Annotated in this window: 12 protein-coding genes; 2 read left to right on the forward strand and 10 right to left on the reverse strand. The window is 59.7% G+C overall.

The annotated features are described in order from the left end of the window. Window positions 1-66: 66 nt before the first annotated feature. The gene (locus OOZ53_RS17585) at window positions 67-909 is read left to right on the forward strand and encodes a tetratricopeptide repeat protein (RefSeq protein ID WP_425499176.1); all 843 of its coding nucleotides are present in this window, start codon (window positions 67-69) and stop codon (window positions 907-909) included. Window positions 910-973: 64 nt separating this feature from the next. Here OOZ53_RS17585 and OOZ53_RS17590 read toward each other — a convergent pair whose 3' ends face one another. The 5 genes from OOZ53_RS17590 to OOZ53_RS17610 all read right to left on the reverse strand — a co-directional run bounded on the left by OOZ53_RS17590 (window position 974) and on the right by OOZ53_RS17610 (window position 5,262). Beyond that, the gene (locus OOZ53_RS17590; RefSeq protein ID WP_271090989.1) at window positions 974-2,368 is read right to left on the reverse strand and encodes an NAD(P)(+) transhydrogenase (Re/Si-specific) subunit beta; all 1,395 of its coding nucleotides are present in this window, start codon (window positions 2,366-2,368) and stop codon (window positions 974-976) included. Window positions 2,369-2,379: 11 nt separating this feature from the next. Then, on the reverse strand, window positions 2,380-2,799 hold the full coding sequence (locus tag OOZ53_RS17595) for a proton-translocating transhydrogenase family protein (protein WP_271090990.1): 420 nt from the start codon (window positions 2,797-2,799) through the stop codon (window positions 2,380-2,382). Beyond that, a complete protein-coding gene (locus tag OOZ53_RS17600; protein ID WP_271090991.1) occupies window positions 2,799-3,953 on the reverse strand; it encodes a Re/Si-specific NAD(P)(+) transhydrogenase subunit alpha in 1,155 nt (384 codons plus the stop codon). Before OOZ53_RS17600 ends, OOZ53_RS17595 begins: the two co-directional genes overlap by 1 nt. A gap of 86 nt (window positions 3,954-4,039) precedes the next feature. After that, window positions 4,040-4,264, reverse strand: a complete 225-nt coding sequence (locus OOZ53_RS17605) for an aa3-type cytochrome c oxidase subunit IV (protein ID WP_271090992.1) — start codon at window positions 4,262-4,264, stop codon at window positions 4,040-4,042. Window positions 4,265-4,530: 266 nt separating this feature from the next. Further along, on the reverse strand, window positions 4,531-5,262 hold the full coding sequence (locus OOZ53_RS17610; RefSeq protein WP_271090993.1) for an N-acyl amino acid synthase FeeM domain-containing protein: 732 nt from the start codon (window positions 5,260-5,262) through the stop codon (window positions 4,531-4,533). A 482-nt stretch (window positions 5,263-5,744) separates the two neighbouring features. Here OOZ53_RS17610 and OOZ53_RS17615 point away from each other — a divergent pair, with 482 nt between their 5' ends. Beyond that, window positions 5,745-7,040, forward strand: coding sequence for a spinster family MFS transporter (locus OOZ53_RS17615; RefSeq protein ID WP_271090994.1), 1,296 nt, complete (start codon window positions 5,745-5,747; stop codon window positions 7,038-7,040). Between the two features lie 359 nt (window positions 7,041-7,399). Here OOZ53_RS17615 and OOZ53_RS17620 read toward each other — a convergent pair whose 3' ends face one another. The 5 genes from OOZ53_RS17620 to OOZ53_RS17640 form a co-directional block, all read right to left on the reverse strand. Next, a complete protein-coding gene (locus OOZ53_RS17620) occupies window positions 7,400-9,721 on the reverse strand; it encodes a putative bifunctional diguanylate cyclase/phosphodiesterase (protein ID WP_271090995.1) in 2,322 nt (773 codons plus the stop codon). Window positions 9,722-9,843: 122 nt separating this feature from the next. Next, window positions 9,844-11,085, reverse strand: coding sequence for an adenine nucleotide alpha hydrolase family protein (locus OOZ53_RS17625; RefSeq protein ID WP_271090996.1), 1,242 nt, complete (start codon window positions 11,083-11,085; stop codon window positions 9,844-9,846). Then, window positions 11,082-12,290 (reverse strand): cytochrome P450, encoded by a 1,209-nt coding sequence (locus OOZ53_RS17630; protein ID WP_271090997.1) that lies wholly within the window; start codon window positions 12,288-12,290, stop codon window positions 11,082-11,084. Before OOZ53_RS17630 ends, OOZ53_RS17625 begins: the two co-directional genes overlap by 4 nt. Before the next feature lies 1 nt (window position 12,291). Beyond that, window positions 12,292-12,996, reverse strand: a complete 705-nt coding sequence (locus tag OOZ53_RS17635) for a hypothetical protein (protein WP_271090998.1) — start codon at window positions 12,994-12,996, stop codon at window positions 12,292-12,294. A 314-nt stretch (window positions 12,997-13,310) separates the two neighbouring features. Beyond that, the gene (locus tag OOZ53_RS17640; protein ID WP_271090999.1) at window positions 13,311-16,787 is read right to left on the reverse strand and encodes an indolepyruvate ferredoxin oxidoreductase family protein; all 3,477 of its coding nucleotides are present in this window, start codon (window positions 16,785-16,787) and stop codon (window positions 13,311-13,313) included. Window positions 16,788-16,818: the final 31 nt, after the last annotated feature.

The following is a 16,818-nucleotide window of genomic DNA, read 5'->3' on the forward strand; positions in this document are numbered from 1 at the left end:
TGTAGCGCCCGCAACAGAGCAGCTGTGAATCAGGCAAACCGCACGGGGCAGACGAGGGACAGACGGGTGACAGCAAACAACACCGCAGGCACCGGCATCAGGCAAATACCCGCAATCATGGCGATTGCGGTATCGGCCCTCGCGCTGACCGCCTGCCAGGCGACCAACCCCGAAAACGTCATCAGCATCGACCGGGCGCAGGGCGCCGAGGGCAATATCGCCTCGCTCACCCAGGTCATCGCCAACAACCCGAACGACGCGGAAGCCTACAATGTTCGCGGCAGCGCCTATGGCCGCGCCGGCGAATTTCAGGATGCGCTGAAGGACTTCAACACCGCGATCAGGCTCAATCCGAATTTCTACCAGGCCTATGCCAACCGGGCGCTGATCTATCGCGGCATGGGCGATCTGGCCGCCGCCTCCAACGACTACAACAAGGCGCTGCAGATCAACCCGCGCTATGACGTTGCCTATATCGGTCGCGGCAACATGTACCGCGAGGCCGGCCAGGCGAACAACGCCTTCAACGACTACAACCGCGCCATCAATCTGGATACGACCGATCCGAGGGCCTACAACAATCGCGGCCTGATCTACCAGAAGCGCGGCCAGCACAAACAGGCGATCGAGGATTTCTCGAAATCCATATCGCTGTCGCCCAGCGCCCCGCTGCCCTACAACAATCGCGGCCTGTCCTATCTGGCGCTCGGTGACCAGGAAAACGCCTTCACCGACATCAACAAGGCATTGCAGCTCGACAAGAACATCGCCGAGGCCTGGGTCAATCAGGGCCTGATCTATGAGCAGCGCGGCGAGACAGGCAAGGCCAGGAACGCCTATGCCCGAGCCGCCCAGCTGGACCCGAAATACCAGCCGGCCAAGGACGGCCTCGCCCGCGTTCGCGGATAGAGCCGATCTGACGGAACTTGGAATACAAAAAACCCGCCGGTCCGGCGGGTTTTTATTTTCGGGATCAGTCGATCGACTTGACGATGTCCTCGGTCATCTTCTTGGCATCGCCCAGCAGCATCATCGTGCCGTCCTTGTAGAACAGCGTGTTGTCGATACCGGCATAGCCGGAGCCGAGCGAGCGCTTGACGAAGAGGCAAGTCTTGGCCTTGTCCACATCCAGGATCGGCATGCCATAGATCGGCGAGGACGGATCGTCCCGCGCCGCCGGATTGGTCACGTCATTGGCGCCGATGACATAGGCCACATCGGCCTGTGCGAACTCGGAGTTGATGTCCTCCAGCTCGAAAACCTCGTCATAGGGCACATTGGCCTCCGCAAGAAGCACGTTCATGTGACCGGGCATACGGCCCGCAACCGGGTGGATGGCGTATTTGACCTCGACATCGTTTTCCTTCAGCAGGTCTGCCAGCTCGCGCAGCGCATGCTGCGCCTGCGCAACGGCCATGCCGTAACCCGGCACGATGATGACCTTCGATGCGTTCTGCATCAGGAAGGCTGCATCCTCGGCCGAACCCAGCTTCACCGACCGGTCCATGTCATCGTCGCCGGCAGCCGCCGTCTCACCGCCGAAACCGCCAAGGATCACGGAAATGAAGGAACGGTTCATGCCCTTGCACATGATGTAGGACAGGATCGCACCGGACGAGCCGACCAGCGCGCCGGTGATGATCAGCGCCAGATTGCCCACCGTGAAGCCGATACCGGCCGCGGCCCAGCCCGAATAGGAGTTGAGCATCGACACGACGACCGGCATGTCGGCGCCGCCGATGGGAATGATGATCAGAACGCCGAGCAGCAGCGACAGGATCACGATCAGCCAGAACACGAAGGTGCTCTCGCTGACCACGAGAACCGCCACCAGCACGACGATGGCGATGCCGATCCCGGCATTGACGGCGTGGCGCATCGGCAGAAGGATCGGCTTGCCGGACATGCGTCCGTCCAGTTTCAAAAAGGCGATGATCGATCCGGTAAAGGTGATGGCGCCGATGGCGACACCGATCGACATTTCGATCAATGCCTGTGCGTGGATATCGCCGATCTCACCGATGCCGAAGGAGGTCGGCGCGTAAAGCGCCGCCGCAGCGACAAGCACCGCGGCAAGGCCGACAAGCGAGTGGAAGGCCGCGACAAGCTGCGGCATCGCGGTCATCGGGATACGGCGCGCCACATAGGCGCCGACGCCGCCACCGGCCGCAATGCCGATGATGATAAGGCCGATACCGCCGGCCGACGGGGTCGTCAGCGCCAGCGTCGTCAGGATGGCGATGCCCATACCGACCATGCCGTACACATTGCCGCGCCGGCTTGTCGTCGGGTGCGAAAGCCCCCTCAGGGCAAGAATGAACAGAACGCCCGAAACAAGATAGAGGAAGGCCGCGAAACTCTCAGACATCAATCAGCCCCTCACTTCTCTTTTTTCTTGTACATGGCGAGCATGCGCTGCGTGACGAGGAAGCCGCCGAAGATATTCACCGAGGCGAGCACCAGCGCGATGAAACCGAAGCCGGTCGCCAGCCCGCTCGCCGAAATCCCCACGGCGAGCAGCGCGCCGACCACGATCACCGAGGAGATGGCGTTGGTGACGGCCATCAGTGGTGTGTGAAGCGCCGGCGTCACCGACCACACGACATAGTATCCGACGAAGATCGCCAGCACGAAGATCGCGAAGCGGAAGATGAACGGATCGATCGCACCGCCGCTCGCCCCGTGTGCGGCTGCGCCGGCCGCATCGGCGACCGCCGGCATGTCCGTCACCGCCTGGCGGACGGCTTCCGCGGCGGATTCCAGATTGTCCAGCGCTTTGTCGACTGCGGAATTTGCCATTATGCATCTCCCTTTGCATCATCGGCACCGCCGAAATTCGGGTGCACAACCTTGCCATCATGGGTCAGCATGGTGGCTTTGACGAGTTCGTCCTCAGGATCGATCGCGAGCGTCTTTTCGTCCTTGTTGATCAGCGTCTCAAGGAAGGAAAGAAGGTTCTTTGCATAAAGCTGCGACGCGCTCGCGGCGATCCTTCCGGCCACATTGTTGTAGCCGATCACGCGCACGCCCTCGACATCGGCAATCTCGCCGGCCTTCGCGCCTTCGACATTGCCGCCGCGCTCCACCGCGAGATCGACGCAGATGGAACCGGGCTTCATCGTCTTGAGCATCGCCTTGCTCACCAGCTTGGGCGCGGGACGCCCCGGAATAAGCGCCGTGGTGATCACGATGTCCTGTTTGGAAATGTGGTCAGCGACGAGTTCGGCCTGTTTCGCCTGGTATTCCTTGGACATTTCCTTGGCATAACCGCCGGCCGTTTCAGCCGCCTTGAATTCATCGTCCTCAACGGCGATGAACTTGGCGCCGAGCGATGCGACCTGCTCCTTGGCAGCCGGCCGCACATCCGTCGCAGAGACAACGGCGCCGAGGCGCCGCGCGGTGGCAATGGCCTGCAGTCCGGCAACACCGGCTCCCATCACGAAGACCTTCGCCGCCGGGACCGTGCCCGCCGCCGTCATCATCATCGGCATGGCGCGTTCGAATTCATGGGAAGCGTCGATAACCGCCTGGTAGCCGGCAAGGTTCGCCTGCGAGGAAAGAACATCCATGACCTGCGCGCGGGTGATGCGCGGCATCAGCTCCATGGCAAAACAGGTCAGCCCCGCCTTCGCCAGTGCCGCCAGGGCCTTCTCGTTTCCGTAAGGGTCCATAATGGCAATGACCACCGCACCCTTCTTGTAACCCTTGATCTCCGCATCCGTGGGTCGCCGCACTCTCAGAACGACATCGGCCGTTTTCGCACCGGTTGCCGTGCCGAGTTTCGCGCCTGCTTCCGCAAAGGCCTCGTCGGGAACCTTGGAGCCGGCGCCGGCGCCTTTCTGCACGACGACATTGAGACCGAGCGCAGTCATCTTCTTGACGGAATCGACCGATGCGGCGACGCGGGTTTCGTCGGAATCGGATTCTTTTGCGATGAAAACGGTACTAGCCACTCTTCACTCCTCTGGACTGGAAGCGCACCGGGAACAGCCGTGACCGCGCCACGACGGCGAGGCGGTTGGCGCGGGCCGGACGAACCCTACTTGAGCAGGTAGAATCCGATGGCGAAAAGGATGATTGCAACGAGGGTGGCGGTGATGAAACCGGCTGCCGTGAAGAAGCCGACGGCCATGGCAATCAGGATAACGATACAGGCCAGCGTGCCGTATTTGGCAAGCGACAGGAACATATTGTAGGTTTTTTCGTGTTCCGAATAATCCATTTCGGCACCCGTCTCGACGGGTCCGGTGTTCTGTTCGGCCATTAAGATTCTCCCCTGCCAAGCCGGCTGTGTCCGGGACGAAACACGGACAACCCCTGTCTTCAATTCCATTGCTAGCCGAGCCTGGAGCAGCGTTCGCAGGCTGGCGAAAAGACATTCGCAGCTTCGAATACACAATGCTGCGCTGCAGGGCAAGTCGAACCGGGGATGACGGCGCATTAGGGTCGGATTGCCGCACTCATATCCGACAAACCGTCCCTCACCTATGCAATCCGCTGAGAATACGGCCCGCCAGGAGCCGTCCCGGATCAGGCGGCCTGAATGTAACGCGCTGTCGGCCGGATGGTGAGCGGCATCGTGCTTAGCTCCTCCGGCGGCGCGAACATCATGCGCTGCTCGAATGGCTGCGAGCGGAAGAAGGGAAACCGGCGATAGACCTTCGGGAGTTCCACCGGCACATGCGCCGCAAGCAGCGTCAGGTCGATCTTGTAGTCATCGCAATTCGACGTCGGCGCGACGATCTGCTTGGATCTGAAAACCCGGCGGTAGAATGCCGCATGCTGCGGCTTAACGAGCGACAGGCACTGATCGACCTTGAAGTAGTCGGTCGCCATGGTCGCGATACGCAGCGTCAGATAGGGAATCGCCGGAAGTTCCTCCAGCAGGTCCGGGTCCGCCGCCAGACGCACCGGATCGATCAGCGTCATTCCGGCATCGAGAAATGCGTCAACCGCTTCCGGGAATATCTTGCGGGTGGAGCTGACGCGATGCGCCGGCGTGACGTGATGAATACGCACCGTGCTGACAAGCTGCTCATCGTAATAGACGCCGAACACATATGCCTGGGGGTCGAAGTCGAGCTCATCGATGAGCATTTCACCTTCAACGGGAAGGATATCGGCGTCGATATAGGCCTTGCGCCTAAGCCGCGCGACATCCTCCATGTCCTCGAGATTGTCGATACGACGATACTCAACTCTATCCAGAAGTTTTAGGAGTTTCGTCGTGTACGCCGACACCGCACCTACTGTTTGTGTCATCGTCCGCCCCTGACACGATGGTTAATGTTGAGTTAACACTAATGCAACAATTCAACATGTTAAAGGTAAATCGCACCACGAAACCCATTAAGGTGATATTAAGGTTAACAGAATCCGATTGAGCGGCATTCCCCGCGAGGTTGTATTCGGCCCGCAATGCCAGGCCGATACCCGCCTCAAAGGCCGGGCGCGAGCGCCGTTTCACACACAGCGAAAAGCGCTGAATCCCGGCGATAGCATCCGCATCCGGATTGAAAATCCGATGTCAGCGCCGGTGCCGAGGCCACAAGACCCGGGCGGAATCGAGAATCGCGCCGCATGCAGCCACAACCAGGGCGGGTTCAGGCCCTCTTCCGCGGCGCCTAACGCTGCTCTCCCATCGTCAAGCGCCGGGCTGATCGCGCGATAAATCAAAATTAACCTGCGTAGGATAGTGTGACCGGCAACCCGTATTGCGTGGGGCAAACCGAAGGTCGGAGGCAATGCCCGATAACAGAGCCGGATCAAAAGCTGGTCAAAATCTGCTTGTCGTTGTCGTTCTGCTTGGCATCATCAATCTGGTCAACCAGATGGACCGGGTTCTTTTTGCCCTCATGGTGGAACCCGTAAAGGCCGACCTTGGTCTTTCCGACAGCCAGATGGGACTGCTTGGCGGCCTCGCCTTCGCGGTGTGCTATGCGGGGCTGGGACTGGTCGCAGGGCGCATCGCCGACCGCTGGAACCGCGTGCATCTCATTGCCATCGCACTGACTGTCTGGAGCGCGGCCACCGCCGCCTGCGGCATGTCCTACAGCTTCCTCCAGATGTTTGTCAGCCGCATGATGGTCGGCACCGGCGAAGCCGGCTGCGTGCCATCCGCACAGTCGCTGATTTCCGACGTGACGCCGGCCCGCAACCGCGCTTTCATGATCTCGCTGTTCACCGGTATCGGCACCATCGGAACGCTCATCGGCCTTATCGTCGGCGGGATTGTTCTCGAAATGGTCGGCTGGCGCATGACTTTCATCGTTTTCGGCGCATTCGGCTTGCTGCCCCTTGTCCTCTTGCTTGTCATGCTCAGGGATCCGCGCGAGGTCCGTTCCGCCACCGCCGCTGCCTCCAATGTCGTATGGAGCCAGGACGTCGTTTCCATGCTGAAACGCCGTGAGATCCAGTTGCTTCTGGTCGCCATACCGCTCCTGTTCACGCTTGCCGGTCTGGCGACGTGGATACCGGCATTCTTCCAGCGTTCCTATGGCGTCACCATCGAAGAGTTCTCCCGCTCCGGCGGCGCTTTCCTGGGATTTGGCCTGATCATCGGAACCTTCGCTGGCGGCTTTATCGTCAACAAGCTTGTCGCGCGCGACGCGCGCTGGGAGTTCTGGTGGTCGGCGCTTTCCTGCAGCCTGGCGGTCGTTCCGTTCATGGCGGTGCTGATCGGGCACAATGTGCAGGTCGCCTATTACGGGCTGTTCGGCGCCTTCTTCCTGGCCGGAACCGGCTTCGGCCCGGCAATGGCCTGCATGCACACGGTTTCGAAACAGAGCGTGCGGGCGACAGCCGTGGCCCTGATGATGTTCGCATCCTCGCTGATCGCCTATGGCGCGGTTCCCGCGATCATCGGCGTATTGAGCGACCTGTTCGCCTCCTTCGGCGCCGGCATCGACGACGGAACGTCACTCAAATATGCCCTGTTGTGCAGCATGACGCTCCCGCCGGTTGCAAGCATCCTGTTTCTCGTTGCCGCGCACAGGGTGGTGCCGGCGGCATCGATGTCCTTGGCCAAGCACAGCACCTGACACAACACGGCCTTTTCCACCGTTTCCCAAATCCGCAAGGCTTGACGGCCCGCGCTTTCGCCCGACGCGGCCGCCGCCGGCATGGCATTGCGGTCGCTGACGGCCGGCAGGGCGTTTCGTTGCGGTTATCCTGAAGTCCCGATCAGCCGTGCTCAACCACGTCTGCGGCGCTGCCTGCGGACAGGCCCGTGCAATCCCTGTGTCGCGTTAGGGGCAAACCCCGGTGCTCAAACGGTTTCGAGTTGGATGGGATAGGCGGGAGGTAGCGCTTTCCCCAGCAATCAAGTCTGCAGTGCTGCGCACCTTGCTCACGGGTCGGTTGTCAGGGGAATCTTGCGTGAGCCTCAGCGCGATGGACTTCAGCCGCCTGTGCCGGCTCTTTTGGTCTTGGGCGCGGCCGCGCGGGCGGCTTTCGGCTTGCGGCTGGACGTCAGCTCTACAATGCCGCTGCTGGGCATCGGCATGCCGAAGATGAAGCCCTGAATCAGGTCGGCGCTTCCGGTGGAGCGGATGAGTTCAAGCTGCTCCTCGGTCTCGACGCCCTCAACGACGATCTCGAGCCCCAATTCGCGCGACAGGTGCACAACGCCTTTGAGCAGCTTCAGCGTACGCTCGTCATTGGCGATGTCGGAGACAAAGGAGCGGTCGATCTTCACCTTGTTGAGCGGCAGGAGATGCAGGTAGCTCAGGCTCGAATAGCCCGTGCCGAAATCATCGATGGCAACTGTGACGCCCTTGGCGCGCAATTCTTCCAGGATCGACTTTGCCTTCGCCGCATCCTGGACAAACGCGCTTTCGGTGACCTCGACCTGCAACTGCTTGGCGTCTAGCCCGGCTGCGTCGAGCGCGTCCGTGACCATCGACACGATTTCCTTGTTGCGAAGATCGTTGGCGGAAAGATTGACCGACACCGCGGACCCGTTCGGCCAGCTGGCACAGTCGCGGCAGGCGACCGTCAGCATATGGCGGGTAAGTTCGCCGACAATGCCCATTTCCTCGGCCAGGGGAATATAGACGGCTGGCGAGACGGCGCCGAACTCCGGGTGATACCAGCGCGATAGCGCCTCGCAGCAGACCACCTGAACGGTGTCCGCCGTGAACATCGGCTGGTAGACCACGGTAAAGGACTTTTCGCGCACTGCATCGCGCAACGCTGCCTTGAGTTTCTGGCGGCGCGTGTATTTCTCGTCCATCTCCTCGGCGAAGATGACCCAGCTGTTCTTGTCATGATGCTTGGTTTCATAGAGCGCAAGGTCGGCCTTGATCTGAAGATCGTCGAGCCTGAATTCGGCCTTCGACCCGATGACGACGCCGGCGCTGAGGCTGACAAACAGCTTGTTGCCGTTGATCAGGTAGTTGCCGCGCAGGGATTCGAAAAGTTCCGACATGGTCTTGTCGACATCGGCTGCGTCGCGAACGTCGCGAATGAAGATCACGAACTCGTCGCCGCCGAACCGCGACAGCGTCATGCGTTCATTCGCCAGGCCGGAAAGCCGTGCCGATATGGCGCAGAGGAGCCGGTCGCCGGTCATATGGCCATTGGTGTCGTTGACATGTTTGAAATCGTCGAGATCGATCACGGCCAATGCAAACTTCTCGTCATCGCCCATATTGCGAACAGCGGTCTCGACGATCTCCGAAAAATAACCGCGGTTGGACAGGCCTGTCAGGCTGTCGTAGCGGGCCATGTGGACGATTTTCTCCTCGGCCTTGATACGGGCGGTCACGTCTTCGAAAATCAGGACAACACCGTTGCCCATCCGCCGCTTGGCGCTGAATTCGAGATACAGCTCTTCCGAAAAATAGACGAGAGCGCGCGATTCTTCGCCGGCGATCAGGGACTTGAGCTGACGCTCGATGATCTTTGCCCGCCCGGACGTGATGACACCCCTGCGGACCCCGTAACGCAATACGGCCATCAGGGAGTGGTTGCGCAGCGAGTCCCGCTCAGGCGCAGAGAGCAGCTCCGCAGCCTTCTTGTTGGCCACGACAATGCGGCCGTCTTCATCGAGCATGAAAAGGCCGTGCGGCATGTTGTTCAGCGCCGCGTTGAAGCGGTCGGCGATGATGGCGATTTCCCGGCGGCTCAGGACATTTTCATAAAGGAACTCGCGAACGCCGTTGGCCATGGCCCGCGTGGTCACGATCAGCGGAATGACCATGAAACCGAGAATGGCCATGTAGATGCTGCCGGCAAACAGCAGACCGATCATGATCGGCAGGCAGGCTGCAAGCGAGATGATGTCGACATTGGTTTTCGAGCCGAAATTGCGGCCGACGACGGAAACCATGGTGCCGATCGTAACGGACAGCGCGGCGAGTTGGGCGAACGTGTCCTGCGAGACCAGGAACGCATATCCGTTCATCAGACCCAAAGTCAGCGTGACCAGGCCTGACCCGGCAATATAGCGCCATTCCCATTTACTGATGAGATCCCGGTCGGTATCGGCGAATTCCACCTTGTCGAACCATCGCATCGACATCGCGCGGATGAACCAGAGGGCAAAGATTATGCCGCCGAATGCCAGATAGACCGGATCCTGGACCTTGAAATAAATCAGGCCGCATGTGAGCACGTGAGAAATCATGCCGGCACGAAGCGTCATCCGGTTGCCGTAAAGCGACCGGACGAACGACAGATAGACGTCTGTCGGTATTTGCTCGTGCTGTCTACCGCCCATAGATCACATCCTTGAAGATGCAATCAGACGTATCGGAAAAGCATTAAAGAAGGCTTGAGAAAAGGGGAGCCGGCGGGTCAGCAAAACTGCATCCGACGATGCATGGGACCAAATAACCCCCGTTATGGCCCAGTTTGGCCTTCCGGACCCCGAGAATCCGCCAGATATCGTCGGCGTCTCTTAAACTGCTTATAGGCTTTATGAAGTGTGTAGATATGCAGGGCATGTTTCCAAGCCCAGTTGATTTGATGCTTCGAAGCAGCCTTCTCGATCGCTTCGACCAGATCCGCCCGCCGGTTCCTCTGCAAAGCTGCGTCGCGCAGGCTTAACCAGTCAGATTCCGAAGATGGTCCGGAGATATTTATCCGTCGGCGATCGGGACGGTGGCCGGCAAATACGGACGGCACATCGCGGACCTGAAAAACGTCGAGCGCAAACAGGACGAAGGTGCATTTGTCACACCTGCCGCAACTCCCGGCTTCAGATCGATCGCATACCTGCAGATGCTGCAGCAGCACAGGTGCGTCAAGCAGCCTTTCAAATTTGGCCGCCCGGGCAACAAGACCATGGTGCAGAATCTTCGCTCCGGACGTGCCGAAAAGAGGGTCTAGCAACGGATGCGAGCCCCAGGGGCGCAAATACGAGTTTTCGTCGCCTGAAGCAGCGATCAACTGCTCCTCGATTTCATCGCTTAGCAGGTGCCTGACGGCCGACAGCAATGCACCGTGATACTCCACCCAGCCAATCAAACGATCCGAGACGTCTCGAATATCGGTTTCGATAATTATCGGGTCGAGCCCAAACCGCTGCGACACGCCGATGGCTGTTTGCCGCAATCTTTCGGACGATGGGGAATCCGGCCTTGAGCTATTGGCACCTATGATCGTGACGATCTTTTCCAGCCGGTCGATTTCCGTCGCCAGGGAGTATGAAGAATCGATTCCTCCTGAATAGAAAACACCGCGGCACCTGCCTGAAGGATATGAGCGGGATTCGGTGTCAGCCTGAATTGCAACGGGCCTGCTATTCGGATTCCACGAACATATCAGTTTTTGGATTTTTTCTGCGTTTGCAAGAAGTTGAGGATCAACTGCACTCTTTACGATCAGTTCCGCACCCAGCTCGACGGCTGGCAGCAAGCCAAGGCAGAAAAGTGCATCGCCGGATCTGCGAAGGGGCGTGCCATTACTCGAGAAACGGACGTTTTTGCGTTGCCCGTTACCGAATTTGAAGCTGACGACCGCTTGCGACGGATCCGCGACCTCATCCGAAAATGAAACCGTTAGGGGTGGTATTTTCACGCGATGGTCACCGACATTCTGCCTGATATTGGAATCCGTTTTTTTGCCGACGGCCCGGCTCACGCGGTCCACTCGACGCACAATCGATCCAGCCCCCGTAATGAACTGTTGTCGTGCCAGCTGATACTCGACGGCTTGACCTTGAAAGATTTCCAGCGCTGCAGAAGGGTCGACAGCAGCGTCTCGGCCTCCAGGACAGCCAGATTATCCCCCAGGCAACGGTGCAGGCCAATCCCAAACGCCACATGCCTGTTGTCGCGCCGAGTCACGTCAAACCGGTCAGGGTTGGGAAAGCGGGCCGGATCCCGGTTGGCCGCACCCAACAACAACACGATCATTTCCCCTTCAGGGATCCGCATGCCCGCCAACTCAATCGGCCTGACAGCTGTCCTGCAGATCTTTTGAACCGGACTTTGATGACGCAGCGCCTCAATCACGGCGTTTTTGACCAGCTCCGGGTGGGATTTCAGCTGCTGCCACGCATCGTAATATTCCGATAGCGACAGAAGCATGGACCCCAATAGATGCACGGTTGTTTCGTGGCCGACAAACGCAAGCATGGCAAGATTTGACGCCGCTGTCTTGCTGTCGAATGTCTCCGCCAATTCATCCAGCCCTGATTGCGCTGAAACGCGCCGCCAGGTCGGGCTTTTCACGAGATCACGGAAATACGTCATCATTTCCTCAAGGGCAGCCACATCTTCATGACTTAGGCTGTCGAGTCCGACATCGAATCCGCGCCGAATGCAGTCTGACCAATCGGATATGCGCTGCTGATCTTCTTCTGGAAAGCACAATATCCGGCTGACCACCGCGACCGGCAAGACCCTCGCAACCGAGTCGACGAATTCACATGAGCCGAAATCGCTGTCCGGGACGATCTTGCCGCAAACATCTTCAATGACCGGTTTGAGACGCTTCAAAGAGCGTCCTTTTACGGCGCGTGAAAATGCGCGCCGCAGTTCCGCGTGCTGAGGCGGGTTTGAAAACAACAGCCATTTATCGAAATCGCGCGCCAGGTCTCTGGTCTGTTCGTGAACAAAGCTGCCCGCGCCGCGCTCCGCCGGAGGCGATTGCAGGAAATCGCGGTTCATAAGGACATGACAAACGGCTTCGTAGCTGGAAACATACCAATCTCCCCATGGACTTTTCCAGACCGGATAACGGCCCTGCAGCTTTCTGAAAACCGGATAGACATCAAATCCCGGCGGCGCTGAACCCGCTTTAAGATATTGAAAAAATTCATCTTCAGGGTGAAGATCCAGCATATCAAGGCAAGTCCCGCTGCAGTCCGGCCGTAAAGTATCGCCTTAAACCTGTCCTGATATTCCGCTGGTCCAGCAAACCCAGGCACAACAGTTCGTCGCCGAATTCGTAATTGCCGTTCCGCTTGAGAAAATACCGGACATCCGGCCTCTTCAAGTCCTTGGCCGGAATCGCATACGGCTCGGACTTAACCGTATAATTTGAACCGCCATATACAATCAGCCCGCTATCGGAATGGTAATTTTCTTTGAAAAAGCGTTGTCCGATCGCATCTCCAAGCCGTTCATACTCCGATTGCTGGCATGCGCGCTCCCAATGAGGCCAGAAATCCCGGAAAAACAGCGGCATGAAACGGTAAGTTCGATAACCTTTTGTCGTCAGCAGCCAATAGAGTTTTGTCTCAGGCGCCTCTGAACGGATTGTCCCGGCAAATCTCATCCAGGTGATCGGCAATGCCATGTGACCCTGTGCGTTGGAATCTACCGCTGTATCTCCGGAAAACAGGATTCTGATCGGTTGATCGTTGTGGATATGGTGCCAGACCACCGCGGTGGAAAATCCGCGCACCCTGTTGTCCTGGTCCCGAACCAGAATAACGTGGGTCTTCTCGGACAGGTCGTTCCAGAACTGCCGTCTGTTCACACAGTCATACTGCCCTTCAAAGACGGCGAGCATTTCCTCCCTGATCTGATCCGTCAGGTCTTCCACGCGCCTGCAGGTTCCGCTCAACCTGAGCGAATCGCCATTGTGAATATGGGTATCCGAACTCTCAAAATTCAAACAACCGCTCCAGTCACAGCTTCGGTATCCGCCGATTAATTCACGTGGCAGACACTATTTTCTGAGACTTTTTTGCACAACCGCAAATTTAGATTCTCATTTTGCGGATTGAGCCTTGTGAACGAATGTAACGCGCACATAAGTTGCTTTGCGCAACACCGGAAGCATTGGAAAACACAGATATTCCGCCCCAGCCGGATCGTGGATCGCCTAATTGTACAATCGCTTGCCCGGTGGCCGGACTATTCAGCCGCTTGCGGAATCTTGGCGTTGCCGTCCACAAACGCCTGCTTCAGGACCTCCCGCTCGGCCTCGGCCTGCCCTATGCTGGCGTCCTTGACATGCCCGTAGCCGCGGATCTTCTGCGGGTAGCTCAACAGCGCGACGCCGGCCTCCACCCGATCGCCCGACAGCGTATCGATAACTTCGTCGAGCAGGGCTTCGTACTCGCGCAGGAGCCGCTTTTCGTTGCGCCGCTCGGCCTGGTAGGAGAACACGTCAAGCGGGGTACCGCGCAGCCGCCGCAGCGACGCCAGCACGGAAAAAAGCCGCATCATCCAGGCGCCATATTGCCGTTTGCGCGGACGGCCTCCCTCATCGCGTCCGGTCAGCATGGGCGGCGCGAGGTGAAACTCCAGCCGGTCCCAGCTCTCGAACTGGTTCTTCAACTCGGCCAGGAAAGCGCCGTTGCTGTAGAGCCGCGCCACCTCGTACTCGTCCTTGATCGCCATAAGCTTGAACAGGTTCCGCGCCGCCGCTTCGGTCAAGGCGCCGGGCTTGCCTGTCACTTTCTCTTCGGCCTGCCTCACCCGATCAATGCGATTGCCGAACCGGCGCGCATAGCGGCGGCTCTGGTACTCGGTCAGAATTTCGGTCCGGCGCTCGACCATCTCGTCCAAAGACCGCGAGATTTGCCGCACCGGATCGGGTTCGCGCGTCGCCGCCATCAGGTCGCGAACGGCTTCGGGCTCATGCGCCGCCCGGCGCCCCCACCGGAAGGCAGCGATGTTCATCTCTTTCGCCTGACCGTTGAGCGCGATGGCGCGTTCCACGGCCTCCGGCGACACCGGCAGCCCGCCCCTCTGACAGGCCATGCCCAGCATGAACATGTTCGCCGCAATGGCATTGCCGAACAGGCGCGTTGCCGCTCCCGTACCGTCGAAATAAACGGTCCGGTCGTCTCCCGCCGCCTTGACGATTGCCCGTTTCAGCCGCTCGATCGGCAGCGAGAAATCGGCGTCCCTGGTGAAGTCGCCCGGCATGACCTCGGCCGTATTGGCGACAAACAGTGTTTTGCCTTCACTCACCGACGCCAGGACCTTTTGCGATCCGGAAACCACCAGATCGCATCCAAGCACCAGATCCGCCTTACCGGCCGGTACGCGGATCGCCGCGATGTCGTCGGGACGGGCCGCTATGCGGACATGGGACAGCACCGCGCCGCCCTTCTGCGCGAGCCCCGCCATGTCGATCATGCCGCAGCCCTTGCCCTCCAGATGCGCGGCCATTCCCAGGATCGCGCCAATCGTGACGACGCCGGTGCCCCCGACACCGGTGATCACGCAGGCCCATCCGTCCGCCGGCAGGGCGACGGGCGCCTGCGGCACGCCGTCAAGCGGATCGCCGGTCAGAACGGTTCCGCCGGCCTTCCTGATCTTCGCGCCGTGTACGGTCACGAAAGACGGGCAGAACCCGTCAACGCAGGAGAAGTCCTTGTTGCAGCTCGACTGGTCGATGCGCCGCTTGCGGCCGAATTCGGTTTCCACCGGCTGAACCGAAACGCAGTTCGACTGCACGCCGCAATCGCCGCAGCCCTCGCAAACCTGTTCGTTGATGAAGACCCGCTTGTCGGGATCCGGATAGGTGCCGCGTTTGCGCCGGCGTCTTTTCTCGGCCGCGCAGGTCTGGTCATAGAGAAGCACTGTGACGCCCTTGATTTCCCGCAACTCGCGCTGCACGGCGTCCATTTGCGAGCGATGGTGGAACGTGGCGCGTGCCGGCCACTCCATGCCGCTCGGATATTTGTCCGGCTCGTCGGAGACGATCGCGATCCGCTCCACACCTTCGGCCCGCACCTGCCGCGCGATGGCGTCGACGGTCAACCCGCCGTCCAGATGCTGTCCGCCGGTCATCGCAACGGCGTCGTTGAACAGGATCTTGTAGGTCATGTTGGCGCCGGAGGCGATCGCGAAACGCAGCGCCAGAATGCCGGAATGGTTATAGGTGCCATCGCCGAGATTCTGGAAAATGTGCTTTGTCTCGGTGAAAGGCTGCTGACCGACCCACTGGGCGCCCTCGCCGCCCATTTGCGTGAAGCCGCGCGTATCGCGGTCCATCCATATCGCCATGAAATGACAGCCAATGCCGGCCGCGGCGCTCGATCCATCGGGAACGTTGGTTGAGCTGTTGTGCGGGCAGCCCGAACAGAAATAGGGTGTGCGCACCGCGATATCGGTGATGTCGGAGAGCATGGCCTGCGCCTGCCGGATGCGCTTGACGCGGTTGTCGATTTCCTCCGAATGACCGATTGTCCGCAGAATGCGTTCGCCGACAGCAACCGAGATGTCGTTCGGATCAAGCGCGCCCTTTACCGGGAACAGCCAGCCGCCCGTCTCGTCGCGCTTGCCGACGACCATCGGCTGATGCGCGGTGCCATAGAGCTCTTCGCGCAGTTGCGCTTCGATCAGCGAGCGCTTCTCTTCGACCACGATGACCATCTCGAGACCTTCGGCGAAGGCGCGGAAATCCTCATGACCGAGCGGCCATGGCGCGGCGATCTTCATCAGCCGGAGGCCAAGGCGGTCGGCCTGCGCTTCGTCGATGCCGAGGTCCGAAAGGCTCTGGCGCACATCCAGATAGCTCTTGCCGACGCTGATGATCCCGATCCTGGCATTGGCGCCACCGCTCCAGACGATCCGGTTCAGCCCGTTGGCCCGGATGAAGGCGCTTACCGCATCGCGCTTGTAATCGTGAAGACGCGCCTCCTGGCCGAGCATGTCCAACTCCCCGGGGCGGATATTGAGCCCGCCGGGCGGCATGTCGAACTCCGGAAAGACAATATTCAGGCGCTCAAGGCCGGCCTCGACCGATCCGGTCGATTCAACATTGTCCTTCACGCATTTGAGCGCGGCCCAGGTACCGGCAAAACGTGACAGGGCGAAACCGTAGAGACCGTAGTCGATGATTTCCTGGACACCGGCCGGATTGAGGATCGGTATCATCGTATCGACAAATGCGAACTCCGTCTGATGGGCGTTTGTCGAGGATTCCGCCGTGTGGTCGTCGCCCATGAGCGCCAGCACGCCGCCATGTTTCGAACTGCCCGCAAGGTTGGCGTGACGAAAGACATCGCCGGAACGGTCCACGCCCGGGCCCTTGCCGTACCAGACCGAGAACACGCCGTCATATTTGCCCGCGCCGTAAAGACCGGGCTGCTGCGTTCCCCAGCAGGCGGTCGCCGCCATTTCCTCATTGAGGCCGGGTTGAAAGACGATGTCATTCGATTGAAGCAGGGATCCGGCGCTGAAAAGCTGCTGATCAAGCCCGCCCAGCGGTGAGCCGCGGTAACCCGACACGAAGCCTGCCGTGTTCAGCCCGGCCCGCCGGTCCCGCTCTTTCTGCATTAGAAGCAGCCTGACAATCGCCTGCGTACCGGTCAGGAAGATCCGGTCTTTCTCCAGGTCGAACTTGTCATTGAGCGAGACATCGTGCAGCGTCATCCAGTCCTCCGCGGCTCAGCCAGGAAGGCCG

The sequence above is a fragment of the Allohoeflea poritis genome, from assembly GCF_027889715.1.
Classification (GTDB): domain Bacteria; phylum Pseudomonadota; class Alphaproteobacteria; order Rhizobiales; family Rhizobiaceae; genus Hoeflea_A; species Hoeflea_A poritis.

What these genes read in the sequence shown, in the direction of transcription:
- OOZ53_RS17590 (WP_271090989.1), bottom strand. Translation starts at nt 2,368, where the DNA reads ATGTCTGAGAGTTTCGCGGCCTTCCTCTATCTTGTTTCGGGCGTTCTG.
- OOZ53_RS17595 (WP_271090990.1), bottom strand. Translation starts at nt 2,799, where the DNA reads ATGGCAAATTCCGCAGTCGACAAAGCGCTGGACAATCTGGAATCCGCC.
- OOZ53_RS17605 (WP_271090992.1), bottom strand. Translation starts at nt 4,264, where the DNA reads ATGGCCGAACAGAACACCGGACCCGTCGAGACGGGTGCCGAAATGGAT.
- OOZ53_RS17610 (WP_271090993.1), bottom strand. Translation starts at nt 5,262, where the DNA reads ATGACACAAACAGTAGGTGCGGTGTCGGCGTACACGACGAAACTCCTA.
- OOZ53_RS17615 (WP_271090994.1), top strand. Translation starts at nt 5,745, where the DNA reads ATGCCCGATAACAGAGCCGGATCAAAAGCTGGTCAAAATCTGCTTGTC.
- OOZ53_RS17620 (WP_271090995.1), bottom strand. Translation starts at nt 9,721, where the DNA reads ATGGGCGGTAGACAGCACGAGCAAATACCGACAGACGTCTATCTGTCG.
- OOZ53_RS17630 (WP_271090997.1), bottom strand. Translation starts at nt 12,290, where the DNA reads ATGCTGGATCTTCACCCTGAAGATGAATTTTTTCAATATCTTAAAGCG.
- OOZ53_RS17640 (WP_271090999.1), bottom strand. Translation starts at nt 16,787, where the DNA reads ATGACGCTGCACGATGTCTCGCTCAATGACAAGTTCGACCTGGAGAAA.